17 protein-coding genes and 1 pseudogene are annotated in these 25,198 nt (G+C 65.6%); 8 read left to right on the forward strand and 10 right to left on the reverse strand.

The genetic code is table 11. From position 1 onward, the window contains the following. Positions 1-129 precede the first annotated feature (129 nt). Complete coding sequence (locus HDG37_RS11525; protein ID WP_184047154.1) at positions 130-1,146, forward strand: 1-aminocyclopropane-1-carboxylate deaminase; 1,017 nt, start codon at positions 130-132, stop codon at positions 1,144-1,146. 14 nt (positions 1,147-1,160) lie between these two features. On the opposite strand, the gene HDG37_RS11530 is transcribed toward HDG37_RS11525, so the two are convergent. Then, entirely contained in the window at positions 1,161-2,072 is a 912-nt protein-coding gene (locus HDG37_RS11530; RefSeq protein ID WP_184047157.1) for a LysR family transcriptional regulator, read from the reverse strand. A 137-nt stretch (positions 2,073-2,209) separates the two neighbouring features. On the opposite strand from HDG37_RS11530, the gene HDG37_RS11535 reads away from it, so the two are divergent. Both HDG37_RS11535 and HDG37_RS11540 read left to right on the forward strand, forming a co-directional pair. Beyond that, positions 2,210-2,935, forward strand: coding sequence for a pirin family protein (locus HDG37_RS11535; protein ID WP_184047160.1), 726 nt, complete (start codon positions 2,210-2,212; stop codon positions 2,933-2,935). 97 nt (positions 2,936-3,032) lie between these two features. Then, on the forward strand, positions 3,033-3,446 hold the full coding sequence (locus HDG37_RS11540) for a DoxX family protein (protein WP_184047163.1): 414 nt from the start codon (positions 3,033-3,035) through the stop codon (positions 3,444-3,446). A 112-nt stretch (positions 3,447-3,558) separates the two neighbouring features. Here HDG37_RS11540 and ahpF read toward each other — a convergent pair whose 3' ends face one another. The 3 genes from ahpF to prpR all read right to left on the reverse strand — a co-directional run bounded on the left by ahpF (position 3,559) and on the right by prpR (position 8,063). Beyond that, positions 3,559-5,157, reverse strand: a complete 1,599-nt coding sequence (gene ahpF / locus HDG37_RS11545; protein ID WP_184047166.1) for an alkyl hydroperoxide reductase subunit F — start codon at positions 5,155-5,157, stop codon at positions 3,559-3,561. Positions 5,158-5,329: 172 nt separating this feature from the next. Continuing rightward, positions 5,330-5,893, reverse strand: a complete 564-nt coding sequence (ahpC, locus tag HDG37_RS11550) for an alkyl hydroperoxide reductase subunit C (RefSeq protein WP_090809789.1) — start codon at positions 5,891-5,893, stop codon at positions 5,330-5,332. A gap of 148 nt (positions 5,894-6,041) precedes the next feature. Further along, positions 6,042-8,063, reverse strand: a complete 2,022-nt coding sequence (prpR, locus tag HDG37_RS11555; RefSeq protein ID WP_184047170.1) for a propionate catabolism operon regulatory protein PrpR — start codon at positions 8,061-8,063, stop codon at positions 6,042-6,044. 200 nt (positions 8,064-8,263) lie between these two features. On the opposite strand from prpR, the gene HDG37_RS11560 reads away from it, so the two are divergent. From HDG37_RS11560 to HDG37_RS11570, 3 genes and pseudogenes are all read left to right on the forward strand, one after another. Further along, on the forward strand, positions 8,264-9,148 hold the full coding sequence (locus HDG37_RS11560; protein ID WP_184047172.1) for an oxaloacetate decarboxylase: 885 nt from the start codon (positions 8,264-8,266) through the stop codon (positions 9,146-9,148). A 294-nt stretch (positions 9,149-9,442) separates the two neighbouring features. Beyond that, on the forward strand, positions 9,443-10,882 hold the full coding sequence (locus HDG37_RS11565) for an MFS transporter (RefSeq protein ID WP_184047175.1): 1,440 nt from the start codon (positions 9,443-9,445) through the stop codon (positions 10,880-10,882). Positions 10,883-10,921: 39 nt separating this feature from the next. Continuing rightward, positions 10,922-11,065, forward strand: a pseudogene (locus HDG37_RS11570) (GNAT family N-acetyltransferase); the annotation flags it as partial. A gap of 68 nt (positions 11,066-11,133) precedes the next feature. Here the strand turns inward: HDG37_RS11570 and HDG37_RS11575 are convergent. The 4 genes from HDG37_RS11575 to HDG37_RS11590 all read right to left on the reverse strand — a co-directional run bounded on the left by HDG37_RS11575 (position 11,134) and on the right by HDG37_RS11590 (position 15,426). Then, the gene (locus tag HDG37_RS11575; protein WP_184047178.1) at positions 11,134-11,613 is read right to left on the reverse strand and encodes a nuclear transport factor 2 family protein; all 480 of its coding nucleotides are present in this window, start codon (positions 11,611-11,613) and stop codon (positions 11,134-11,136) included. Positions 11,614-12,041: 428 nt separating this feature from the next. Further along, positions 12,042-13,481: a nicotinate phosphoribosyltransferase gene (locus tag HDG37_RS11580; RefSeq protein WP_184047181.1), complete on the reverse strand. Its 1,440-nt coding sequence runs from the start codon at positions 13,479-13,481 to the stop codon at positions 12,042-12,044. A gap of 291 nt (positions 13,482-13,772) precedes the next feature. After that, on the reverse strand, positions 13,773-14,975 hold the full coding sequence (locus HDG37_RS11585) for an AAA family ATPase (RefSeq protein WP_184047184.1): 1,203 nt from the start codon (positions 14,973-14,975) through the stop codon (positions 13,773-13,775). 181 nt (positions 14,976-15,156) lie between these two features. Continuing rightward, positions 15,157-15,426: a hypothetical protein gene (locus tag HDG37_RS11590; RefSeq protein ID WP_184047187.1), complete on the reverse strand. Its 270-nt coding sequence runs from the start codon at positions 15,424-15,426 to the stop codon at positions 15,157-15,159. A 1,326-nt stretch (positions 15,427-16,752) separates the two neighbouring features. On the opposite strand from HDG37_RS11590, the gene HDG37_RS11595 reads away from it, so the two are divergent. Both HDG37_RS11595 and HDG37_RS11600 read left to right on the forward strand, forming a co-directional pair. Next, positions 16,753-18,180, forward strand: a complete 1,428-nt coding sequence (locus tag HDG37_RS11595; protein WP_184035526.1) for a sigma-54 dependent transcriptional regulator — start codon at positions 16,753-16,755, stop codon at positions 18,178-18,180. 276 nt (positions 18,181-18,456) lie between these two features. Beyond that, positions 18,457-21,114 (forward strand): mechanosensitive ion channel domain-containing protein, encoded by a 2,658-nt coding sequence (locus tag HDG37_RS11600; protein WP_184047190.1) that lies wholly within the window; start codon positions 18,457-18,459, stop codon positions 21,112-21,114. A gap of 46 nt (positions 21,115-21,160) precedes the next feature. Here HDG37_RS11600 and HDG37_RS11605 read toward each other — a convergent pair whose 3' ends face one another. Together HDG37_RS11605 and HDG37_RS11610 are read right to left on the reverse strand one after the other, a co-directional pair. Next, positions 21,161-23,422: an ATP-dependent DNA helicase gene (locus tag HDG37_RS11605; RefSeq protein WP_184047193.1), complete on the reverse strand. Its 2,262-nt coding sequence runs from the start codon at positions 23,420-23,422 to the stop codon at positions 21,161-21,163. Next, positions 23,419-25,188 carry a VRR-NUC domain-containing protein gene (locus HDG37_RS11610; RefSeq protein ID WP_184047196.1) on the reverse strand — a complete coding sequence of 590 codons (1,770 nt, stop codon included), beginning with the start codon at positions 25,186-25,188 and terminating at the stop codon, positions 23,419-23,421. Before HDG37_RS11610 ends, HDG37_RS11605 begins: the two co-directional genes overlap by 4 nt. Between the last annotated feature and the right edge of the window lie 10 nt (positions 25,189-25,198).

Consider the following 25,198-nt stretch of genomic DNA (forward strand, 5'->3'; position numbering starts at 1 on the left):
CGAAGTTTTGTTAGGAAGCGGACATTCTTTGATTTCGAAAAATACGTCCACGCGATTTTTTTCGCAAGCTCATTTCTGACGGTTTTTCCTAACATGTACTCACGGAAATCACCCCACCACGGAGCCGCGATGAACCTGCAACGATTCCCCCGCTACCCGCTCACCTTCGGACCGACGCCAATTCAACCGCTCAAGCGTCTGAGCGAGCATCTCGGCGGCAAGGTCGAGCTTTATGCGAAGCGCGAGGACTGCAATAGCGGCCTCGCGTTCGGCGGCAACAAGACCCGCAAGCTCGAGTATCTGATCCCCGACGCGCTCGCGCAGGGCTGCGACACGCTCGTGTCGATCGGCGGCATCCAGTCGAACCAGACGCGCCAGGTCGCGGCGGTTGCCGCGCATCTGGGCCTGAAGTGCGTGCTCGTGCAGGAGAACTGGGTCAACTACTCGGATGCGGTGTATGACCGCGTCGGCAACATCCAGATGTCGCGCATGATGGGCGCCGACGTGCGGCTCGTGGCGGACGGCTTCGACATCGGCTTTCGCAAGAGCTGGGAAGACGCGCTCGACAGCGTGCGCGCGGCCGGCGGCAAGCCGTACGCGATTCCGGCCGGCTGCTCGGACCATCCGCTCGGCGGCCTCGGCTTCGTCGGCTTTGCCGAAGAGGTGCGTCAGCAGGAAGCCGAGCTAGGCTTCAAGTTCGACTACATCGTCGTGTGCTCGGTGACGGGCAGCACGCAGGCTGGCATGGTCGTCGGTTTCGCCGCCGACGGCCGCGCCGATCGGGTGATCGGCATCGACGCATCGGCGAAACCGGCGCAGACACGCGAGCAGATCACGCGCATCGCGAAGCGGACCGCCGAGAGCGTCGAACTGGGCCGCGACATCACCGCGAAGGACATCGTGCTCGACGAGCGCTACGGCGGCCCGGAATACGGTCTGCCGAACGACGGCACGCTCGAGGCGATCCGTCTGTGCGCGCGGCTCGAAGGCATGCTGACCGATCCGGTGTACGAGGGAAAGTCGATGCACGGCATGATCGACAAGGTGCGTAACGGCGAATTTCCGGCCGGCTCGCGCGTACTTTATGCGCACCTGGGCGGCGTGCCGGCGTTGAGCGCGTATAGCTTTATCTTCCGCAACGGTTGATAGGGTTTAGGGGATTAGCCGACGGGCGTCCGCGGTTCGGTCGCGAGCTTCTTCCTCAGATGCCTGCGCAGAAACTCGACGAATGCCCGGATCGTGACCGAGCTTTGCCGATGCTGCGGATACACGGCATAGACGCCCGTCGCCGACGGCAGGAACGCTTCGAGCACGGGCATGAGTTGTCCGCTTGCGAGCGCATCGGCGACGATGAAATCCGGCAGCCGAACGATTCCAAGTCCCGCGACGGCCGCATCGCGAATCAGATCGCCGTTATTGGCGCGTAACGGCCCGCGCACCTCGACGCTCTTCACCACCCCCTCGACGCTGAAGTCCCAGCTCACCGCGCCGCCGTGGCCGTACAGCAGACATTCGTGGTTCGCGAGATCGCCAGGCACGGCCGGGCTGCCACGCCGGCGCAGATAACCGGGGCTGCAGCACGCCACCATCTTCACATCGATCAGCTTTTGCGCGATCAGCGACGAATCCGCCAGCGTGCCGATACGGATCGCCATGTCGAAGCCTTCGCCGACCACATCGACGGCGCGGTCGCTCAGTTCCATGTCGAAGCGCATGTCGCGATGCTCGCGCAGAAACGCCGCGACGAGCGGCGACAGATGCGTCATGCCGAACGACATCGGCGCGCTCACGCGTAGCAGGCCGCGCGGCCCGGCGCGGCGCAGCGACATGGCCTGCTCGGCGTCCTCGACCTCGCCGAGGATGCGCTTCGCGCGCTCGTAGAACTCCTGACCCAGATCGGTCACCGCCAGCTTGCGCGTGTTGCGGATCAGCAGTTGCACACCGAGTGCTTCCTCGAGCGCCATCACACGGCGGCTCACGAACTGTTTCGACAGCGACAGCCGGTTCGCCGCGGCGGTGAAATTGTGGGCGTCGACGGTCGCGACGAAGATGCGCATGTCATCGAGTTGCATCGTATTGTCCACTCCAATGCGACAGTGTTTCCGGTTTTATCATGATTATAGCCATCCGGATTGACCTACACTGTCGTTCATGGATCGCAGCCAAACATCTGGCCCGGATCGCACGACAAAACTCAAGGAGAAAGAGCATGCTCGAAATCAGACACGCCAACCAACGTGGCCGCGCGGAACACGGCTGGCTCAGCTCGCGTCATACGTTTTCGTTCGCGAACTATCACGATCCGAAGCAGAACGGCTTCTCCGACCTGCTCGTGATCAACGACGACCGTGTGGCGCCGGCGCAGGGCTTCGGCAAGCATCCGCATCGCGACATGGAGATCTTTTCGTACGTGCTCGAAGGCGCGCTCGAACACAAGGACACGATGGGCACGGGCTCGGTGATCGTGCCGGGCGACATCCAGTTGATGAGCGCGGGCACCGGTGTGGCGCACAGCGAATACAACCATTCGAAGAGCGAGCCGGTGCACTTCCTGCAGATCTGGATCGCGCCGGCCCAGCAAGGCACGAAGCCGCGCTATCAGCAACAGCACTTCGGCGCGGCCGACAAGCGCGGTATGCTGCGGCTCGTGCTGTCGCCGGACGGTGCGAACGGTTCGCTGCAGTTGCTGCAGGATGCGCGCGTGTATGCCGGTCTGTTCAACGGCGAGGAAACCGCCCGGCTCGAACTCGCAAAGGACCGCTATGCATATGTTCAGGTGGCGCGCGGCAGTGTCACGGTGAATGGCGTCGAGCTTGGCGAGGGTGACGGCGCGCGGGTGCGGGGTGAAGAAGCGCTGACGTTCACGCAGGGCCGCGATGCGGAAGTGCTCGTGTTCGACCTGCGTAATATCGAAACCTCGGCGTTGTGGGCATAAGCGCTCCGCTTGCGCCGCGATTGACTCAAACCTGAACGCGGCTCGCTGGACGACGATTTCCAGCGAGCTTCATCCCTCTACCCTATCGGGAAAAATCATGCGCTACACACTGTTTGAAAACCAGAAAGACGTCGTCGTTCTCGTCGCTCGAATCCTGCTGATGGTGCCGTTCGTGATGTTCGGCTGGTCGAAGCTGACCGGCTTTGCCGGCACCGTCGCTTATATGACGTCGACCGGCGCGCCCGTGCCGGAGCTGTCGGCTGTGATCGCGGTGGTGATGGAGCTTGTGGTGGGCGTCGCGCTGTTAGTGGGATTTTTCACGCGACCGCTGGCGCTGCTGCTTGCGGTGTATACGCTCGGCACCGCGATCATCGGCCATCACTACTGGAACATGACCGGCGCGATGCAGTACGACAATATGATTCATTTCTACAAGAACATCGCCATCATCGGCGGGTTGCTGCTGTTGTGCGTGACCGGCCCCGGCAAGTATTCGTTCGACCGGCGGTGATACCGATTCCCGTGCTTTAACGAAAAAGGCCCGCACGAATGCGGGCCTTCGTTGCATGCGCAAACTGAAACGGCGGCCCGCGGGCCGCCGTTTGCCTCTCCGAGCTACCGAATCAAACCGCTGCTTCGGCTTCCGCTTCCGCTTCGCTGACCGCCGCGACTTCTTCGCTGTTGCGGATCAGGTGGTCGAATGCGGACAGCGATGCCTTCGCGCCCTCGCCCACCGCGATCACGATCTGCTTGAACGGCACCGTGGTCACGTCGCCGGCGGCGAACACGCCCGGCACCGACGTCGCGCCGCGCGCATCGACGACGATCTCGCCATGCTTCGACAGCTCGACCGTGCCCTTCAGCCATTCGGTGTTCGGCACGAGACCGATCTGCACGAACACGCCTTCGAGTTCGACCGTCTTCACTTCGCCCGAAGCGAGGTCCTTGTAGACCAGACCGTTGACCTTCTTGCCGTCGCCGGTGATTTCCGTGGTCTGCGCCTGCGTGACGACGGTCACGTTCGGCATGCTGCGCAGCTTGCGTTGCAGCACCTCGTCGGCACGCAGCGTCGCACCGAATTCGAGCAGCGTCACTTCGCGCACGAGACCCGCGAGGTCGATCGCGGCCTCGACGCCCGAGTTGCCGCCGCCGATTACCGCGACGCGCTTGCCCTTGAACAAGGGGCCATCGCAGTGCGGGCAGTACGCGACGCCATGATTGCGATACTCGCGCTCGCCCGGCACGTTGATTTCGCGCCAGCGCGCACCGGTCGCGAGGATGATCGTCTTCGCCTTCAGCACCGCGCCGTTGGCCAGACGTACTTCGATGATGCGCCCCGGAATCAGCGCTTCGGCGCGCTGCACGTCCATGATGTCGACGTCATAGGTCTTCACGTGCTGTTCGAGCGCGGTCGCGAACTTCGGTCCTTCGGTTTCGGTCACGGAGACGAAGTTCTCGATCGACAGCGTGTCGAGCACCTGGCCACCGAAACGCTCGGCCACGACACCGGTCGCAATGCCCTTGCGCGCCGAGTAGATCGCCGCCGCCGCGCCCGCCGGGCCGCCGCCGACGATCAGCGTGTCGAACACCGGCTTGTTCTCCAGTTGCTTCGCGGCGCGCGCACCGGCGTTGGTGTCGAGCTTCGCGAGGATTTCCTTCACGCCGCTGCGGCCCTGGCCGAAGGTTTCGCCGTTCAGGAACATGGTCGGTACCGCCATGATCTGGCGCGCGTCGACTTCGTTCTGGAACAGCGCGCCGTCGATCGCGACGTGACGGATGCGCGGATTGATCAACGCCATCACGTTCAGCGCCTGCACGACTTCCGGGCAGTTCTGGCACGACAGCGAGAAATACGTTTCGAATTGATAGTCGCCGTCGAGGCTGCGGATCTGTTCGATCACCGCATCATCGAGTTTGACCGGGTGGCCGCCGACCTGCAGCAGTGCGAGGACGAGCGACGTGAATTCATGCCCCATCGGAATGCCGGCGAAACGGATGCCCGCTTCCTTGCCCGCTTCGCCAATCGAGAACGATGGCTTGCGTTCGTCGTCGCCGCGACGCTCGATCACCGTGACGCGCTCCGACAAGGTCGCGATGTCGTTCAGCAGGGCCAGCAGCTCCTGGGACTTCGCGCTGTCGTCGACCGATGCGACGAGCTCGATAGGCCTGCTAACTTTTTCGAGGTACGACTTCAGTTGAGTCTTGAGATTGGCGTCAAGCATGGCGTTGCGATTCCGTGACGAGGGGGGTGGGTGCCCCGGCGCCGCACGCATCCGGGTAGGACGTGTTGGGCCCGGGGACGCGCGAAACGCCGTATCAGGCGATTCGCGCGGTGAAGCGCCGGGAAGATCCCGGCAGATGCAGACTGCGGGTGCAGCGTGAGCTGCGCGGACCTTAGATCTTGCCGATCAGGTCGAGCGACGGGGTCAGCGTTTGCGCGCCCGGCGTCCACTTGGCGGGGCACACTTCGCCCGGGTGCTTGGCGATGTACTGAGCAGCCTGAACCTTGCGCAGCAGTTCGCCAGCGTCACGGCCGATGCCGTTGTCGTGGATTTCGCACAGCTTGATCTCGCCTTCCGGGTTGATCACGAACGTGCCACGCAGCGCGAGGCCTTCTTCTTCGATCAGCACGTCGAAGTTGCGCGAGATAGCGAGCGTCGGGTCAGCCAGCATCGGGTACTTGATCTTGCGGATCGTATCCGACGTGTCGTGCCAGGCCTTGTGCGTGAAGTGCGTATCGGTCGACACGCTGTAGATTTCCACGCCCAGCTTCTTGAAATCTTCATAACGATCGGCCAGGTCACCGAGTTCGGTCGGGCACACGAACGTGAAGTCGGCCGGGTAGAACACGAAAACCGACCACTTGCCCTTCAGGCTTTCTTCAGTGACGGTCTGGAAATCGCCGTTGTGAAAAGCCTGTGCTTTGAACGGTTTGACTTGACTGTTGATGATCGGCATTTGCTAAATCCTCTCTTTGAGGGGGTTGGAAAGTAGAGCCAGTATGTCAGACTGCGCTTAATAGGTAAAGTGGATTGTGTTAATGAGTTAGATAGTCTCGCACTATTCATTTCGTCGGTCGAAACTATCGGACGATTTGCCGGGCGTTTCAGCTCTTCAGAAGCCGCCACAGCGTGGTTCTGCCGATGCCGAGCGCTCGGCTCGCGGCGGCGCGATTGCCGCCCGATTGTTCGAGAGCGCGCAGCGCAGCCTCACGGCTGGGGGTAGCGCGGGGCGCCGTACTGCCGGGCGCAGGGCCCGGAGGCGCCTGTGTGATCTGCTCGACCTCGACCGCCCTGATCCGGAAGAACTCGGGAAACACGGCCTGCCGGTCTGGCAAGGCGTCGGCACTCAGGTTCCCGGACATCTCGTTGGTTGGCTCACCGATATAAATCGCCGCGCGGGCCAGGAGATTTTCCAGTTCACGGACGTTACCGGGCCACGCGTAATCCGCAAAAAGCGGGGCGAGAAACACCAGCACCCGCTCGAGCCCCGCCGCCGACAAGCCGTACTGCAGCGCGCTGCGCTCCAGCAGATGCCGCGCCAGCGGCGCGATATCGGCACGGCGTTCGCGCAGCGGCGGCAATTTTATCTGAAGCAGATTTAATCTGAAATACAGGTCCGTGCGAAACGCGCCCTCCTCGACGAGCGCGTGCAGATCGCGGTGCGTCGCGGCGATCACCCTCACGTCGACCGGCGTCGCGCGGCCCGCGCCGAGCTTCATCACCTCGCGCTCCTGCAGCACGCGCAATAGCCTGCTTTGCAGCGCGGCCGGCATTTCGCCGATCTCATCGAGAAAAATAGTGCCGGTGTGCGCGATTTCAAACAACCCCGGCTTGCCGCCGCGCCGCGCACCCGTGAACGCCCCTTCCTCGTGTCCGAACAGTTCGCTTTCGATCAGCCCCTCGGGCAGCGCCGCGCAGTTGAACGCGACGAACGGATTGCCGCGCCGCCGGCTCGCGTTGTGGATGCCCTGTGCGACCAGTTCCTTGCCGGTGCCGCTTTCACCACTCAGGAGCACGGTCGCGTCGTGCGCGGCGCCGGCGCGCGCGAGCCGGCGCACGCGCTCGAGCGCCGCCGAAGCGCCGATCAGATCGTCGAGCCGGTGCCGCGCAACCAGATGCCTCGGCCGCTGGCTGGTGCGCAGGGAACGGTCGATCCGCTGCGCAACGAGCGCGTCCTGCGCCGTCACGACGAAACCGGCGCGCGCGCCCTGCTCGACGATCGGCACACAGCCGACGATCAGCGCGCGGCCGCCGATCTGTTCGATGCGTTCATCGACCGGCTGGTCGGCGGCGCGCGTCTCGCGCAGCAGCGGCGCGAGCGCGCGCGCGACTCGTGCGGGGGTGTCCTCGTCGTCGTTTGGGACCGCCTGCGCGGCGCGTAGGCCGAGCAGCTCGAGCATTGCCGGGTTGACGGCTTCGAGCTGGGCGGCTTCGTCGAACGCGGCGACGCCGTCGCGCAGATGCGCGACGATCGTGTTCAGGCGCACCCGCTTCGATTCCTTCTGGCGGCTCACGCGCGCCAGTTCGACCGAGCGCTCGAACGCTTCCTCGACCGCGGCAAGCGAATACAGGAACACGCTTTCCATGCCGGCCTGCTGCGCCAGATCGCAGGCCATGCCAGCGCCGACCACCACGCGGCAGCCCTGCGCGGCGAGTTCATCGACTGCGAGCCGCACTTCGTCGATCGACCGATACGCGCGCTGCCGCAGATCGACGTTCAAGAGCGGGCTCAGGTCGGCCAACTCCTGCGCGATTGCTTCGTGCAGCACGAGCCCGATGCGCGCCTGCGGCCATGTGGCGGTCGCGCGCGTGATCGCGCTCAGCACGTCGAAGCCGTTCACCTTGACCATTACCACCGGCACGCTGAGGTTCTCGCGCAGGTACGCGCCGTTCGAGCCGGCGGACAGTACGACGTCGACCGAACCTGCGTCCACGTAAGCCTGCAATGCGGCGACGGCCGCGCCGTAGCCCTCGCGCACCGTGAAGAACTTCGCCCGGCCCGCGTAGCGCGGCGCCACCGCCTCGCAAAGCGACTGCAGTCGGCTGATACTGACGAGTGCGACACCGGGCCGCCCGGCATCGACGGCGGCGCCAGGATTCGCGACAAATGGGGTGAACGTGGACACGCGGCTCTCCTTGATTGAAACGTTCCTCGAAACGTTTCATGAAACGTTCCACTGATTGTGCCATGAACGTCCAGGCAGGAGTTCATATCGCGCAAACCCTTGTTCCAGCGGCACGACCGGCGAACTGCCGTTCAATGGCACGCTTCCTGCGGAATGTCGGCCGCGTTCCCTTACCGATTTCCCTTCTGGAGACCTGCATCATGACCATCACTTCCGCCACCCGCCGCGCTGCGTTCCGCGCCAAAGTCAATCAGCGTCAGGGCCTGCTCGTGCCCGGCGCGTTCAACGCGATGAGCGCGCGCGTGATCGAGGACGCCGGCTTCGAGGCGGTCTACATCACCGGCGCGGGCGTCACCAACATGTCGCTCGGTCTACCCGACCTCGGCTTCATCGGCCTTGCCGAAGTCGCAGAGCACACCGCGCGCATCCGCGACGCGGTCGCGCTGCCGCTGATCGTCGATGCCGACACCGGCTTCGGCAACGCGCTGAACGTGCGCCAGACCGTGCGCGTGCTGGAGCGCAGCGGCGCCGACGTGATCCAGTTCGAAGATCAGGTGATGCCGAAAAAATGCGGCCACTTCTCGGGCAAGGAAGTCGTCGCGGCGAGCGAGATGGTCGGCAAGATCCGCGCGGCTGTCGACGCGCGCGAAGACGCGAACCTGCAGATCATGGCGCGCACCGACGCGGCCGCGGTCCACGGCATCGAGGACGCGATCGAGCGCGGTCATCGCTTCATCGAGGCGGGCGCCGACATCCTGTTCATCGAGGCGACCGAATCGCTCGCCGACATCGAGCGTCTGCCGGGGCTGTTCAATGTGCCGCAGCTGATCAACATCGTGATCGGCGGCAAGACGCCGGTGCAGTCGCGCGACGCGCTCGCGAAGCTCGGCTACGGCATCGTGCTGTACGCGAATGCGGCGCTGCAGGGCGCGGTGCTCGGCATGCAGCGCGCGCTCGGCACGCTGCAAAGCAACGGCCGCCTCGACGAGGACGCGACGATCGTCGCGCCGTTCAGCGAGCGCCAGCGGCTCGTCAACAAGCCGCTGTATGACCGGCTGGACAAGGAGTACGCGGGGAAGGACTGACGCTCGGGCGGCGGCGCGGCGGTGCGACGCGCTGCATGCCTGCGCGATATGGAACCCTTTATTGCGTTAGGATTCAGGGCTGGCAATCAGGCAAGCTGATGTTGGCGTCAGCCCGCCGCGACCGTTCGCGGCGCCGGCCTCGTCCGCGGGGCCCCTCTCCCGGCTGCCGGCAGAAGCACGAAAACGCAAACGAAAGGTCGTCGCAAGCACCATGAAGTCAAACTCTTCACGCGCCCCGCGCGGGCTCGTCAATTGTCTTTCAGCGCGCACGCGCGCAGCACGGGAGCTCGCCCGATGAGCTGCAGCGGCACCCGCACCGCGCACGTCGGCTGGCTGCCGTACATCGTCGCGGCTACCTTCTTCATGGAGTACCTCGACACCACGGTGATCGCCACCGCGCTGCCGCAGATGGCGCGTTCGTTCGGCGTCGGCCCGAACAGCCTGAGTCTCGGCATGACCGCCTACATGCTCGCGCTCGCGATCTTCATCCCGGCGAGCGGCTGGGTCGCCGACCGCTGCGGCGCGCGCACCGTGTTCGTCAGCGCGATCGGCGTGTTCACGGTCGCGTCGGTGCTGTGCGGACTGTCGCAGAATGTGCCCGAGTTCACGGCCGCGCGGCTGCTGCAAGGCATCGGCGGCGCGATGATGGTGCCGGTCGGCCGTCTCATCGTGGTCCGCAGCACCGAGAAAGCTCGCATGATGCAGGCGATTTCGACGATCACATGGCCGGCCATCGCGGCGCCGGTGGTCGGCCCGCCGATCGGCGGCTTCATCACGACCTACGCGTCGTGGCGCTGGATCTTCCTGCTGAACGTGCCGTTCGGCCTCGCGGCGATTGCCGTCGCGCTCGCCATCGTGCCGAACCTGCGCGGCACTGAACGCAAGCCGCTCGACGTCGTCGGCCTGCTGCTGGGCGGCGTCGCGCTGACCGCGATTCTGTACGGCGCGGAACTCGCGAGCCAGGCGGCCACCAATCCGTGGCTCGCGGTCTCGATCGTGGCGGGCGGCCTGCTGGTCGGCGCGCTCGCGTTCCAGCATGCGAAGCGTCATCCGTATCCGCTCGTCGACGTGTCGACGCTGAAGGTGCCGACGTTTTCCGTGACGGTCATCACCGGTTCGTTCACGCGCATTGGCATTGGCGCGGTGCCCTATCTGATGCCGCTGTTGTTCCAGGTCGGTTTCGGGCTGTCGGCGTTCCGCTCGGGGCTGCTGCTGCTCGCGAGCGCGCTCGGCAATCTCGGCATGAAGGCGCTGACCACGCGCATCCTGAAGCGCTATGGCTTCCGGATGGTGTCGATCGTCGATGTGGCGGTGGCCGGCATTTTCATCATCGCGTGCGGACTGCTGACGCCGGACGTGCCGCTCGTGTTCGTGCTGATCGTCGTGTTCGTGTACGGCGTCGCGCGCTCGATGCAGTTCTCGACGCTCGCGACGCTCGCCTATGCCGACATCCCGCAGCCGCAGATGAGCGCGGCGAGTACGCTGTGGAGCGCGGCCGCGCAGATGACGATCGGTCTCGGCATCGCGTTCGGCGCGGTGTCGCTGCGCGTCGCGGCGCTGTTCAACGGCGAGACGACCGGCCACGTGTTCACGCTCGACGATTTCCGCCTCGCGTTCCTGTTCGCGGGCGTGCTGACGCTGCTGTCCGTGCCTGGATATATGGGGCTCGCCCGCAATGCTGGGCAGAGTATCGGTGGGGGTTCGCGCGGCGGTGAAACTCCGGCGAAGAGCTAGGGGACGCGCAAGCGCAGCGCGATCAAAAGGAGACGTGCCGTGCAAGCAGGCGAACTGACGATTTCCAGCCGCATCGACGATCTCGACCTCGACCTCGTCTACACATTCCTGTCGCAGGAAACGCCGTGGGCGCGAGGCATGCCACGCGCGACCTTCGAGCGCGCCGTCGCCGGGTCGCCGTGCAGGGTCGACGGATCGAGCTGGCGCTGGCCGTTCATGTAGCGGAAATACACCACGCCGCCCGCGCGCACCTAGTCGCGCGTCAACTGCCCGCGATAGTGCAGCAGCCCTCGGCGCGCCTGCTGCCTGAGCATCCGCTGCACGAACGGCGACCAGCCGAACAGCGTGCCGCGCACGCCCATCGCCTGGCGCATCCACAGCCACAGATCGAAGCGGTCGCGATGCTCGACGATGAGCCCATCGCGGAACACGAAACGCGCCTCGATCCGGTTCACGACGTCGCGCCCCGTCTGGACGAAACGGTAGCGCGCCACCCACTGCGCGCGGCCGGTATGGTCGTCCGCCTCGATGTCGCTGAAGGTCAGCGTGAAGTCTTGCGCATGCTTGACGAGCATGCGCCACATGTCGCGCGCTTCGTCGCCGACCAGTTCGCCGAAAGCGGGGTCGCTGAAGACGACGTCGTCGGCATAACAGGCGACCATGGTCTCGGCGTCGCGTTGCTGGAAGGCGGTGTAGAAACGTTCGATCAGCTCGGTGTTGGGATGGCTCATTGATGTCGTATGGTGTATTGCGGGAGCGCGTCATGCACGCGCAGCGTCGCGCCGCGCTCCGGAAAAACAGCCCGCGCGCGGTAGGCGGCGGGGATGGCGCACACGATATCGGAAAACGGCGTGAAAGGGGGGCCGGCACGAGCCGACGACGGCTTTTACCCTTCCGATACCGCTCCCTTGAAGCGCACCACCTCCGCCCGCCCGACGAGCTTCCACACCAGCGCCGCCACCGACGCCGTGACGAGCGCCCGCCGTCAAGGCGTTCCTGCGCTTCGCGCGCGATGGTAAAGATTCACGCTGACGGCAGCGTCGCTACGTTGATCGGGGTCGGCGTCCTGTCGGATATTGCGGTAGGTCTGCCCTTCATGCAGCACTGGGCGCTGATGACCCACCCGCTCGTGACCATGCCGATGAGTCAGAAAGCTGGATCAACCTTCGTCCACATATGCGCGGCCTCGAATCTCGGCCAGCGACGTATCGACCAGCAAGCGGCCCGCATCGAACACCGTCTCGAGCGCTTCGTCCCACTCGCCCTCCACCGTGCTCTCTTCCCACGCGATCGGCAACGTGACCGTCCGGTACTCGCCGGTGCGGCGATGGCGCAGCAAGGTGAGCCGGCCTTTCATCGAGCGCTTGGCGTGATCCGTGACTGGATCCTTCGACACATCGTGCCACGTGTCGCCTAGCCGGATCGCCGAGCACTTCATCGCGAAGCGCTGCGTATCGCGGTTGATCTGCTGCAACAGCGCACCGCCCATGCCGAACACGATGTTGTCGGTGGCGAAGCCGGCCTCGTCCATCGCGGCGAGGATCGCGACGATCGAATCCGGGTTCACGCCGTCACCCTGAATCACGCGCACATGGTCGAGCACGCGCCGCCCCTTGCTGTTGGTCTGCGACCCGAACGAAGCCTCCAGCGAGCGCAGCGTGTGCAGGACGATCGTGCACGGATCGCCGGAGTCCGGGCGAATCACGAGCATGCCGCCGGAATCGAGCACGGCCTGCTTCAGCTCGCCGCCCCATGCGTTCAGCGCGGCGAACAGGTCGTAAGAGTCGGACACCACCGAAACGATCGCGCCCGGCTTGCCGAAGCGGGCGATCATGTTGCGATACGCGTCGACTTCGCGCTCGCGGCCCCACGACGTGATCGTGCTGTGCTCGGCCGCCGGCACCGAGAACGCGGCCATGCGGTCGCGGTAGTAGTGATTCGCCGCAACCACGCCGAGCACCGTATCCGAGCCCATGAAGCTGACCAGATGTGCCGCGCCGCCGATCGCCGCCGACTCCGCGCTCGACACGCCGCGCGCGCCGAAATCATGCAGCTTGAACGGTAGCTGCGAGAGATCGTCACTGCTTTTCAGCAGATACGCGCGGATCGTCTGGCGCAGATGCCAGCTTTGCGTCGCGACCGTGATCGGATACCACACGCGCATCAGCATCGTCTCCAGATACGACGTGAGCCAGAACACCTGCGGATCGTCGCATTCGACGGTGACGAGCACGTTGTGCGTGGGCACGACCGAGCCTTCGGGCGCCGCGCGAATCCGCACCGGCAGATGGCCGCCGTATCGCTGCACGACGTAGCGCCAGCCCGCCTCGTTGAACGGCTCGCCGTGCGCGCTGAAGAAGGTCCGCGCCTGGTCGATCATCGCGCCGGTAACCGGCCGGCACAGGTACTCCTTCAACAGCATCTGCAAGCCGAAGAACAGCGTGCGGCCGTAACGTCCGCCGCGCGATTCGATGTACGAGAACATCGCCGTCGCGTCGGGCGGATATTGCAGATAGTGCGATGCCTTGTACGAATCCGTATTCAGAATCGGATTGGACAGGATCGACGCGAGGTCGCTGAAACCCTGCGCGTTTTGCATGGACGGTGCTGCGCTCACGTGATTTTCTCGCTGGAGTGACCGGACGGCGCGAGCCTGCCCGACGCTTTCGAAACTCTGCGGCCGCGGCTCTACGCCTACAGACGATGCCGGGGATGACCCTCTATCTCACCTTACTACGGTATGCGCGATAGCGCTCGTCGTCGGACTGTAGCTTCTCTTCGCGCAGGATGAGTCTGGCCCGCAGCGCCAACTGCAGCCGCAGACGATCATGTTCCGGATCTCGAGGGTCACCAGCAGAAGACCGGGCTCGAGCAGCGAGTAGACGTCGTCCTAGCCCCCCGGCTTCAATTGCGGCGGCAGATTCGGCCACGTCGCGAGCAACCTGCCGAGCATGCTCCTGCGGCGCTCCGCACTCGCGGGCCACAGCATGTTCGCGAGCAGCACGATACCTTGCGCGAGCCCGCTGTCGCGCGCGCACGCGACGAGCGGCACGCCGCGGCTGAGCGCATCGTTGACGTGCTGATCGTCGCGCGGCAGTTGATGCGCGACCCTCGCGCCGAGCGTGCGTTCGAGCATCGGCAGATTGATCTGCGCGTCCTTGTCGTACTGGTTGACGACGACCCGCACCTTGCTGGACGGATGCCCCAGTTCGCGAAAGATATCGAGCATGCGGCGCGCGCCATGCAGGTACAGCGGGTTCTGCCGCACCACCATGCAGATCGCGTCGCTATGCGCGAGCGCGCGGATCGTCGACGGATTCAGGCTCGGGCCGACGTCGATCAGCACCGCGTCGTAGCGCTCGCGCACCAGCGTCAGAATCCGGTCCAACTGACCGGGCAGCAGTTCGGCGGCCTTCAACGGATCGCCGGCGCCGGCGAGCAGATCCAGGTTCGGGCACACGTGCATCGCGCACGCGTCGAACAGCGCCGGGTCGAGTTGCTCGTTGCGCGAGCACAGATCGACGAGCGTCATGGGCGGGGGGCGATTCGCCATCAGCAGACTCGCGTCGGCGAATTGCTGGCTCAGGTCGATCAGCAGCACGCGCCGCTCACGCCGCGCGGCGAGCGCGCACGCGAGGTTGACCGCGATCAGCGTGGTGCCGCTACCGCCCTTGCTCGATGCCAGGGTGACCACGCGCGCGTGGCGGCGCTCGGTCTCGCGGCGCCGCGCTTCGATCTGCGCAAGCGCATCGACGACGGCCTTGCGATCGAGCGGCCACGACAGCACCTGCCGCACGCCGACGCGCAGCGCCGCGCCGATCAGCGCGGTGGACGGCGCCGGCGTCACCAGCATGCAATGGAGCGTCGGCGCGCAGGCGAGCGTTTCCTCGATGCCGTCTAGTCCGCCCACGCTCAGATTGGCGTCGTCGACGATCAGCAGGTCGGCGCCGCGGACCACGCGCGCGTGCATCGGCAGTTGCCGGGCCGGGCCGAACGCGGTGTGCAGCCGGTAACGCACGCCGCTCTCTTCGAGCCGCACGACGATTCGCTGCGCGTTTTCGATGCTCGCGGCAATCAGGAAGATATCGATCATGGCAGCTCTGCGGCGCTTGGCGCGTCATGCGCGGGCTTTTATTCCAGTCGTCTGTTCACGATTGACGACGCAGGCTTCGGCGCGAGTTACTTACCGCGACGCTCCTCCGTGAAAACCATGAGCCGGCAAACGGTGTTATCGAATTCCTGCGCGGTCGCTGCGAGCCGACGAGCGGCAAGCGTCAGACGTCGGTTTCATCGTCGTCGCGCCGCTGCGCCGCGCCGCGTTCAGCGCGCACCGGCATGGCGTACAGCGCGTCGCGCAGCAGGTCGCGGCGGATCTCGGCTTGCGCTCGGCGCTCGAGCGCCTCGGCGACGACGAGCGTCAGCAGATCGACCGGCGAGCCCGCCGCCTGCGCGAAAAAGCGCGCGCGCGATGCCGCGACATACCGCCGGTAAGTGCTTCTGGTTCCTCCCGAAGCGGCCGGCCTGCGAATCAGTTGTGGTTTCATGTCAGCCCCCGATGTCGAGCAGATTTGCGCCAGGTCACGCCGTCTGGTCTCAGCGCCCCGGCCGTTGGGCCAGATCGCCGTGCCCGTGCCAACCCACGGACACGGCCCCTGGTTCACCTCGTACATTCGTCTCTCTGTGGAGACTACTAGCGTCTCTCCCCGCTTCATCGCGCCGGCCGGTCCTGATCCGGCGCTGCCCCTTCCCTTTGCGGCGCGTCGCTCGCGAACGTTGCCAGCGCGTTGCCTGTCGTTATCGCCACCCTTTTCGCGTCGTGAGGACAAAAAGTCGAAAAGGAAAAACGGCGAAGTCGTTGCCCTTTTTTCGTCCGGTTTTGAATGGCCGCCAAACCGGTCCGCCACTCACCCGTTTGCTAACGTATTTAGAAGGCCCCGCCGCGCTCCCGCAAACACCTGATGGCTTCCCCGACCATGTCTGCGAGTGACTTTTTTACCGCCGGTCTTTTTTAATCCGGTTTTCCCGTACCGTCGACCTGGCAGCAAAACATTTTTCTGTGCAGACCTTATCGCAATGGTTATGCCAACCCGCATTCGAATTTGCAAGGCGCCCGCCAAAGCTTCACTCTGGCGAGAAATCGGTTTGCTTTTGACGCAGTGCGAGCCGGCCCGATTTTTGGCGTGGCGCGCATTGATTCGTTTCTGACACGCCAAATCGCCACGCGCTGGCCGCAAAGCGCGCCTGGCGCTCCGTCTCGCCAGCCTGCTGACTGGCCGCGGGGCCGGCCACACGCGGCTTCGCCGCTCCTTCCGGTTGGCAAAGCGCCCCACCCGGCGCGGCAACGCGCATTCGACTCGCGCTGTCCAATCTGTCGCAACTGTGAAACACGACTGCTCGCGCCCGTCCGTTTTAGTCACGCCTTAATACCAGGGCAATTGCTACGCAATGTGCGATTGCGCGCATAACCGGCCTTGACCGCTTATTCATTAGTGATCCGTTTTAATCCGAAAATCCGACACGCATTCTTCATCCCTGTTTCTTTGTCTGGCGCTTTCAGGCGCTTTCGCTTATCGTTAGGCCATGCGCCAATCAGAGCGCTTCTATCAGGTCAACGAGGCAAGCCACGGTTCAAGTGGGTTTTCACGGTTCGGGGAAAAAATCGCCGGGCAGTTTCAGCAATGAACGACAAGGTCGCCGCCATTGCGTGAATCGGTCCGCCATGCAGCGCGTTCCGGTTCGCGCCGCGCTTGAAGCGTGTCCCTTGTTCGTGATTGCTGCTGTCGTGAATGCGTCGCAGCCGGAGTGCAGCAACTGGCCGCCTGAATCTCACAATGTCGCACGGCAGTCCTGAGGATCGAACGGGGGGAACCATGACTACGACTTGCACGCCGGCCGATATGGAACGCACGGTTCTGTACGTGGCGAACGCGCCCGACCAGATACTCGTCGAGTTTCTGGCCGCGTCGGGATGGCAAGCCGTGCACGCAAAAAGCACGGCCGTGGCGGAACGCATGATCGAACGCGGCAACATCAAGGTCGGTCTCGTTCAGTTGCCCGAAGATTGCACGTCACAGCAGCTGTCCGCGCTCGCGCTATGCATGCGCCGCGTCGAAACCAACTGGGTCGCGCAGATCGTGCCGGGCCAGGCCGACAACGAGCTGGTCAGCCGTTTCATCCTCGATTACTGCTTCGACTTCGTCACGCAGCCGTGGCTCAACGAGCGGCTCGTGTTCGCGCTCGGCCACGCGCATGGGCTGTCGAGCCTGCGTCAGCCGCGCGTCGCGCCGGAGCCGTCGCTCGGCCGCCACGGCATGGTCGGGCAATGCGAGCCGATGCAGCAGCTCTACCGGCGCATCGACAAATGCGGCGTGACCGATGCGCCGGTGTTCATCGCGGGCGAATCGGGCACCGGCAAGGAGCTGACCGCTCGTGCTATTCACGACCGCTCGCCGCGCGCGGGCCGCACGTTCGTCGCGATCAATTGCGCGGCGATTCCGCCGAGCCTGTTGCAGGCCGAACTGTTCGGCCACGAGCGCGGCGCTTTTACCGGCGCGGTGCAACGCAAGCTCGGCCGGATCGAGAGCGCGCATGAAGGCACGCTGTTTCTCGACGAAATCGGCGACATGCCGCACGAATGCCAGGCGGTGCTGCTGCGCTTCCTGCAGGAAGGCACGATCGAGCGGCTTGGCGGCAACGGTCCGATCAGCGTCGACGTGCGCGTGATCTCGGCCACCCACGTCGATCTGGAGCGCGCCGTCGAAGACGGGCGTTTCCGTTCCGACCTCTATCACCGGCTGTGCGTGCTGCGCCTCGTCGAGCCGCCATTGCGCGAGCGCGGCGGCGACATCAAGCTACTCGCCAATTACGCGCTGAGCATGTACAAGCAGGACGGCGCGCGCAAGCTGCGCGGCCTGTCGAGCGACGCGATCGTCGCGATGTCGAACTATCCGTGGCCCGGCAACGTGCGCGAGCTGATCAACTGCGTGCGCCGCGCGGTCGTGATGAGCGAGGGCCGCTTCATCACCGCGAGCGACCTCGGCCTGCCCGAAGCTGACAATGGCCCGGCGGTCACGCTGGCGGAAATCCGCAGCAAGGCCGAAAAGGATGCGATCGAGAACGCGCTGCTGCGGCACGGCTACAAGCTGTCCGATGCGGCGGCCGAACTCGGCATTTCGCGCGCGACGCTGTACCGGCTGATGCACGCGAACCGGCTGCATCAGGAGCCGGCCGGACGCGGCGCGAGCAGCGGCCCCCATGCCGATGACGAAGCAGAGCGCCAGACCTCTTCAGTGGCATAAGCGCGGATTTAAGCGTTTTTTGTAGTGAACGCTTAGCAGCGCACGGTCACGGCGATTGAGCATGGCCTTCGACAGGCCTGCCGGCCATCATCGGCTATCCTGTCGGGTCAAGGCCCCGCCCGACGGGCGCCGCTGTCGCGGCGCTTTCGCCCGTCCGGCGGGCCTCCGCCGCAGGAACTTCAGCGCCCCGCCCCGTGTCGGTCCCGGGTCACCCCGCTGAAACAGCCCATGTTCCGGCACAATCGTCCGCACTGGCTTCATCCCGCTTTACACCCTATGCAAAAATTTCTGCGTGTCTGTTTTTTCATTTTTCTGCTCGCAGGCGCGGCGCCCGTCTTCGCCGCCGCACCTGAGCCTGCCCATCCCACGCCCGCGACCCCCGCTTCCGCCGCCGTCACGCTGACACCTCAGCAGGCCCGCGACGCGCTCGCTGTCCTGAACGACCCCAAACGCCGCGCGCAAGTCGCCGATACGCTGCAAGCGATCGCCGCGGCCGGCGTGTTGAGCGCGCCGCCCGCATCCGCGCCGGCGGCGGCGTCGGCGCCCGCCGCCGCAAGCGGCGCAGCCGCGCTCGTGCCGGACGCGTTCAAATCCAATGGCCTCGCCTCGCAACTCGCGCGCGAGGGCGCGCATTACGCCGGCCATCTCGCGACCTCGCTGCGCGGCTCGATCGCCGCGCTGCTCGACGTCGCGTCGGTGCGTGCATGGTGGAACTGGCAGTTCGCCAATCCGCACGCGCGCGCGGTGCTGTTCGAGGTGCTGTGGTCGCTGCTGGCCGCGCTGATCCCCGCTCTGGTGCTCGAATGGCTGGCGCGGCGGCTGCTGCGGCGCGTCTATCGGGCGATCGCCGCGCGCCGCGAAGCCGCGCTGCGGGATGACAACGACAACTCACCGCCGCCCGCGCACGCCGCCGGCGCCGCGCCGGCCGGTCATCCGCCGACCAGCACGCCGCCGCTGCACCCGCTGTCAGCGGTGCCGTCGGTGCTCGAAGCGCAGGCGCAAGCCGTCGCGACTGGCCCGGCCGCGCCGTACGCGACGCCATCCGCCAAAGGCCGCGCCATCGAAGCCGAAGGCAAGCGCAACGCGACGCACCACTGGACGCTGCTGCAACGTCTGCCGCGCGCGTTGCTGATCACGCTGGTGCGGCTCGTGCCGATCGCGGTGTTCCTCGGCGCGGCGAGCGCGCTGATGTCGATTTTCACCGGCAACGGCACGCCGCAGGATCGCGCGCTCGATTCGCTGATCGACGTCTATGTGGTGTGCCGCTGCGTCGTGATCGTCGGCGCGCTCTTCCTGCAGCCGAGCGCACCGCGTCTGCGGCTGCTGCGCATGGGCGATGCGTGGGCCGCGTTCGTGCTCGGCTGGATCGTGCGAATCGTCAGCGTGGTCGGCGCCGGCGTCGCGCTAGCCGAAGTCGCGCAGGCGCTTGGCATGAACGACGCCGCGCATCTCGCGCTGCTGAAAGTGGTCGCACTCGCCGGTCACGTGATGATCTCGATCCTCGTGCTGCACTGCGCGAAACCGGTCGCCAACCGGATCCGCGATCGCTTCGCCGCTCACGAGTCGTTGGAGATGTTCGGCAACGCGTTCGCGGACGCGTGGGCCGTGGTGACCGTGGTCATCGTGATGGGCCTGTGGTTCGTCTGGGCCTTCGACGTACGGAACGGCTATCACGCGCTCGTGAATTTCGGCGGCATGACGCTCGCGATACTGATCGGCGCACGGCTCGTGTCGATCGTGATCTTCGGCGCGCTCGCGCGCCTCTTCCATGTGCAGGACGATGCGTCACGCTCGCTCGTGCATCAGTACGCCTACCGATACTATCCGGCGCTGCGGCGCGTGATCGGCTGGATCATCGGCAGCGTCACCGCGCTGGTGCTGTTGCAGGCGTGGGGCGTCGACGTCGTCGATCTGTTCCGCAGCGGCACGATCGGCCACCGGCTCGCCTCGGCGCTCGCGACGATCGCCGTCGCCGCGATCATCGCGCTGGTGGTGTGGGAGGTCGTCAACGTGTCGGCCGAACGTCGCCTCGATAACTGGACGAGCAGCGGCGATCTGGTGCGCGCCGCGCGTCTGCGCACCTTGATGCCGATGCTGCGCAGCGCGCTGTTCTGCGTGATCGCGCTCGTCGTCGTGCTGACCGGCCTGAGCCAACTCGGCGTGAACATCGGCCCGCTGCTCGCGGGCGCGAGCATCTTCGGCGTCGCGCTCGGCTTCGGCTCGCAGAAGCTCGTGCAGGACTTCATCACCGGCATTTTTCTGCTGATGGAAAACGCGATGCAGGTCGGCGACTGGGTCACGCTCGCGGGCGTGTCGGGCACCGTCGAATATCTGTCGATTCGCACCGTGCGGCTGCGCGGCAGCGACGGCTCGCTGTTTACGGTGCCGTTCAGTTCGGTGTCGACCGTGAACAACACGAATCGCGGCATCGGCAACGCGGCGGTGCGCGTGAATATCGTGTTCGGCCAGGACGTCGAGCGCGCGATCGAGACGCTGAAGGAAATCGGCGCATCGCTGCGCACGGACGACAACTTCAAGGACGGCATCCTGGCGGACTTCTCGTTCTGGGGTGTCGATGCGGTCGACGGTTCGGCGATCACGCTGGCCGGCCAGATGCAATGCCGCGATACGTCGCGCTGGGGCGTGCAACGCGAATTCAACCGACGCATCCTCGAGCGCTTCAGCGAACTCGGCATCGAGATCGCGAATCCGCAGCGTCATCTGCTCACGTGGGACCCGGCGAGCAAGGCCAGGTTCGATACGGGCCTGCCGCGCGAACGCCATGGCGACCGGCCGGACAGCGACGCCGCAGGGGACGGCCACGCTCCGCACAAGGGCGACGCGCCGATCGACGATCAGATCCCGGTTGATCCGAGCCCGGCCGGCGGCCCTGGTACGCCCGGCAATCCGGGCTCGACCTCGCCGCACGCGTGACGCGTCGCGCGTCGCGCGCGTAAAGGTTCGCTAGCGCGGCGCAGTGCTAGCGAACCTGCCACCAGCGCGGCAACAGGCGCCGCACTTCCGGCCTGCGAAAGCGGTCGTCGATCAGATGCACGACGCCGCGGTCCTGTTCGGTGCGGATCACGCGCCCCGCCGCCTGCACGACTTTCTGCAAACCCGGATACAGGTACATGTAGTCGTAGCCATTGCCGAAGCGCGCATCGAGTGCGCGGCGCATCTGCTCGTTGACGTCGTTGATCTGCGGCAGACCGAGCGTCGCGACGAACGCGCCGATCAGTTGCTGCCCGGTCAGATCGACACCCTCCGAAAACGCGCCGCCGAGCACCGCAAAGCCGATGCCCTGATTCATCGTCCTGAAGCGCGCGAGAAACGCATCGCGCGCGGCTTCGTCCATGCCGGGTTCCTGCGCCCACACCGGCAAGCCGGGATGCCGCTCGCGCAGCAGCGCGACCACGCGTTGCAGATAGTCGAAACTGCTCAGGAACCCGAGATAATTGCCGGGCTGTGAGTCATACTGCTTCGCGATCAGCTCCACGATCGGCGCGAGCGAGCGTTCGCGGTCACGCCAGCGCGTCGACACATGAGCGGCCACGTGCACCTGCAACTGCTCCGCGCGAAACGGTCCCTCGACGTCGAGCCATTGCGTGTCCTCGGCGAGCCCAAGTGTGTCGCGATAGAAATGCTGCGGATTCAGCGTGCCGGAGAACATCACCGTGGTACGCGCGGCCGCATAGCGTGGCGCGAGGAACGGCGCGGGGATCACGTTGCGCACGCAGAGCGTCGCACTGGTTTTGTCGCGCGGCGCGTAGCGGTCGGCGCTCAATGCCACGTCGAACATCGAGTGCTCGCCGAACTGCTCGGCGAGCGCGACGAAGTGCATCGCGTCGAAGAAAACGCGCAGCGCATGTTCGTCGATCGACAACGGCGCGTCGGCGAGCTGAACCGTTACCGCGCCGATCAGATTCTGCGCGGCGGACAGCAGTTTGCCTGGCACCTCCCCATACACCTGATAGCCGGCCGTCTGCGCGCGCTTCACCGCGTTCCACTCGCGCTGCAAGCGTTCGAGCGGCTTCTTCAGCGCCGCCGGCGCGCTCTTGCGCGCGAGCCGGAACGCGCTTTGATCTAGCGACGCGGTATACATGCGCCGCGCGCGTTCGAGCAGGTTGTGCGCTTCGTCGACCAGCACGCCGACGCGCCACTGGTTGATCTGCGTGAGCGCATGCAGCATCGCGCTCCCGTCGTAGTAGTAGTTGTAATCGCCGACGATCACATCGGCCCAGCGCGCGAGCTCCTGCGACAGATAGTACGGACAGATATTGTGCGTGAGCGCAGCCTCGCGCACCGCCGCGCGATCGAGCCGTGGCGTCGCCAACGCGGCGGCGCGCGCCGCATCGAGACGGTCGTAAAAGCCGCGCGCGAGCGGACAGGACTCGCCGTTGCAGGCTTTGTCCGGATGCTCGCAGGCTTTGTCGCGCGCGACGAGTTCGAGCGTTCTGAGCGGCAACGGCGCGCTCTGGTGTAGCGAGTTGATCGCATCGAACGCGAGCGCGCGGCCTGGCGTCTTCGCGGTCAGAAAGAACACGCGATCGAGACGGTCTTCGCCGCAGGCTTTCAGCAACGGAAAAATCGTCGCCAGCGTCTTACCGATACCGGTCGGCGCCTGCGCCATCAACGGCTTGCCGTCGCGTGCCGCGCGATACACGGCCACCGCGAGCTCGCGCTGACCGCGCCGAAACCGCCCATACGGAAACTGCAACGCGACGAGCGCCGCGTTGCGCGCGACGCGATGCGCGTCTTCCTGCACGGCCCAATCGAGAAATCGTTCACACTGGTCGACGAAGAAGATTTCGAGTTCGCGCGCGCTGTGCTGCTGCGTGAGCACGGTTTCCTTCTGACTGCCGATATCGAAGTATACGAGCGCGATCGTCAGCTCGCCGAGCCCGCGCGCCCGGCACAGCAGATGCCCATACACGAGTGCCTGCGCCCAATGCAGCACGCGATGATTCGCGGGCATACGCGCGAGATCGCCGCGATACGTCTTCACTTCTTCGAGCCGGTTCGCGATTCCGTCGTAGCCGTCCGCGCGGCCACGCACGGTCAGACTGCGATGAGTGCCCGTCAGCGTGAGTTCGGTTTCGTAGCCGCTCGCGCGACGGCCGGCGACCATCTGATGCCCCGCGATGCCTTCGAGCGAAGTCGGCGCGGGCGTGAAGCGCAGATCGAGATCGCCGCGCCGAGCGGTGAATTCGCACATCGCGCGGACGGCCACCACGTAGCTCATACGACGCGCTCCGCTGCGGCTTGCGTCGCGGCGTCCGCTTCGCTCTGCGCCTCTTGCCCGGCCCAGCGCACGTCGACGACGCGCACCGGCATGCCGTGCTGCGCGCAGTACGCGAGCCAGCGGATCTGGTTGTCCTGCAGCCGATCGCCGGGGCCTTTCACCTCGATCAGTTCATAGCGACGCTCGGCCGGCCAGAACCGGATCAGGTCGGGCAAGCCCGAACGATTGCCGCGAATGTCGCGCAGCAAGCGCTCGAAGCACAGCTTCAGATGCGCGGCGGGCAGACAGTCGAGCGCGAGCGCGATGAGCTCGGGCGTCAGCAGTCCCCAGAACACGAACGGCGACTGCATGCCGGCCTTGTCGTGCAGGTGCCGCAGAATCGTGTCGCGATAGACGCCGCTATCGAGTTGCGCGAAGCACGCGGCGAACTGCGTGGCGCGACGCGCGTGAAAGTCCGGCGCGTGCAGATCGGCGGGTCCGCGTTGGAACGGATGAAAAAACGCGCCGGGCAACGCCGTGAACACCGGCTCCCAGCACAGCAGGCCGAACAGCGAATTGATCAGCGCGTTCTCGACGTAGTGCACCGGCGCGGCGTCGCTGCTCAAATGATCGCGCACCAGGTACTCGACGGCCACCGGCGTATCAGGCTTCGGCAGCACCAGCGTGCCGCGCTCCACAGGCCTCGCCGCTGCTGCGCGCGGCACCGGCTCGCCGCACTTGCGCCGCAAGCGCGGCAACATCCGGGCGACGCGCTGCGCCTCTTCTTCGCTCTCAGGCGCGACATCGGCCTGCGAGGCCAGCGCCAGCGCTTCGTCGTAACGCTCGCTGCGCTCGAGCACGCGCATGCGTCGAAGACGCGCGCCGGGCCAAGCGCACGCGTCGTACACCGCGAGCGCGGTGTCCCACTGCCCGCGCCGCTCGCAATCCTGGCCGATCCGGAACAGCAGTTTCGCGCGACGCGTTTCGAGCCACGGATTCGCGGTGCCGATCGAGCGGACGGTCGCGCTCAGTTCGTGAAGGTTGGGGGTGTCGGTGCCGACCGGTAGCCATTCGAGCGCTTCGCGGCACGCGTGCAGCGCGAGATAAACGTCGACGTCCGCGCGTTGCTGGAACGCGCGCGACCAAGGCCCGAACGCGACCTTCTCGTACTGGAACACGCCAAGATCGGCGAGCACGAACTCCGACCAGTCCTGATGCAGATTGCCGAAGAACATCAGGCGCAGGCGATCGCACAACGGCGCGATCGCGACGTGCAGCACGCGGTCCGTAGAAGCGTCGTGCCAGGCGGCGAGCGGACGTGATGTGCACGCTTGCGCGTCGCCGCCTGCGGTTTCGTAAAACTCGCGCAGCGTTTCGAGCAGATCCGGTTTGCGCAAAGCCTTTGCGCCGGGAATCCGCGCGATCGCGTCCGCGAAGATGTCCAGCAATTGCGCACGCGTGCTGAGCGCAAACAGGTCGTCGAGAGACAGGGCCGGCTCGGTGTCGATCCAGCGATGCACCGTCATCGGCATCGCCGCCTGCAACGGACAGCCGATTTCGTCGTAAGCCAGGCGGCTCGCGCGGAACAGCATGCCTTTGCGCATCAGCATGCGCACCAGCAGCGCACGCGATGCCTGCGGCAACGTCGCGAAAGTTTCCAGAAAAGCGTGCTCTTCGTCGTCGAACAGATCGTCGTAACGCGCGGCGAGCCACGCCAGCGCGCGCTCGAAATTCAGCAGGTAGTAAGGGGCTTCAGAGCGGATCTCTGAGCGAGCGTCGGTTGCCACGGACTTTGTG

Source organism: Paraburkholderia sp. MM5384-R2 (genome assembly GCF_014201025.1).
In the GTDB taxonomy this organism is placed as follows: domain Bacteria; phylum Pseudomonadota; class Gammaproteobacteria; order Burkholderiales; family Burkholderiaceae; genus Paraburkholderia; species Paraburkholderia tuberum.

What these genes read in the sequence shown, in the direction of transcription:
- HDG37_RS11585 (WP_184047184.1), bottom strand. Translation starts at nt 14,975, where the DNA reads ATGATCGATATCTTCCTGATTGCCGCGAGCATCGAAAACGCGCAGCGA.
- HDG37_RS11595 (WP_184035526.1), top strand. Translation starts at nt 16,753, where the DNA reads ATGACTACGACTTGCACGCCGGCCGATATGGAACGCACGGTTCTGTAC.
- HDG37_RS11605 (WP_184047193.1), bottom strand. Translation starts at nt 23,422, where the DNA reads ATGAGCTACGTGGTGGCCGTCCGCGCGATGTGCGAATTCACCGCTCGG.
- HDG37_RS11565 (WP_184047175.1), top strand. Translation starts at nt 9,443, where the DNA reads ATGAGCTGCAGCGGCACCCGCACCGCGCACGTCGGCTGGCTGCCGTAC.
- HDG37_RS11575 (WP_184047178.1), bottom strand. Translation starts at nt 11,613, where the DNA reads ATGAGCCATCCCAACACCGAGCTGATCGAACGTTTCTACACCGCCTTC.
- ahpF (WP_184047166.1), bottom strand. Translation starts at nt 5,157, where the DNA reads ATGCTTGACGCCAATCTCAAGACTCAACTGAAGTCGTACCTCGAAAAA.
- HDG37_RS11530 (WP_184047157.1), bottom strand. Translation starts at nt 2,072, where the DNA reads ATGCAACTCGATGACATGCGCATCTTCGTCGCGACCGTCGACGCCCAC.
- HDG37_RS11535 (WP_184047160.1), top strand. Translation starts at nt 2,210, where the DNA reads ATGCTCGAAATCAGACACGCCAACCAACGTGGCCGCGCGGAACACGGC.
- HDG37_RS11560 (WP_184047172.1), top strand. Translation starts at nt 8,264, where the DNA reads ATGACCATCACTTCCGCCACCCGCCGCGCTGCGTTCCGCGCCAAAGTC.
- HDG37_RS11580 (WP_184047181.1), bottom strand. Translation starts at nt 13,481, where the DNA reads ATGCAAAACGCGCAGGGTTTCAGCGACCTCGCGTCGATCCTGTCCAAT.
- HDG37_RS11525 (WP_184047154.1), top strand. Translation starts at nt 130, where the DNA reads ATGAACCTGCAACGATTCCCCCGCTACCCGCTCACCTTCGGACCGACG.
- HDG37_RS11590 (WP_184047187.1), bottom strand. Translation starts at nt 15,426, where the DNA reads ATGAAACCACAACTGATTCGCAGGCCGGCCGCTTCGGGAGGAACCAGA.
- HDG37_RS11600 (WP_184047190.1), top strand. Translation starts at nt 18,457, where the DNA reads ATGCAAAAATTTCTGCGTGTCTGTTTTTTCATTTTTCTGCTCGCAGGC.
- HDG37_RS11540 (WP_184047163.1), top strand. Translation starts at nt 3,033, where the DNA reads ATGCGCTACACACTGTTTGAAAACCAGAAAGACGTCGTCGTTCTCGTC.
- ahpC (WP_090809789.1), bottom strand. Translation starts at nt 5,893, where the DNA reads ATGCCGATCATCAACAGTCAAGTCAAACCGTTCAAAGCACAGGCTTTT.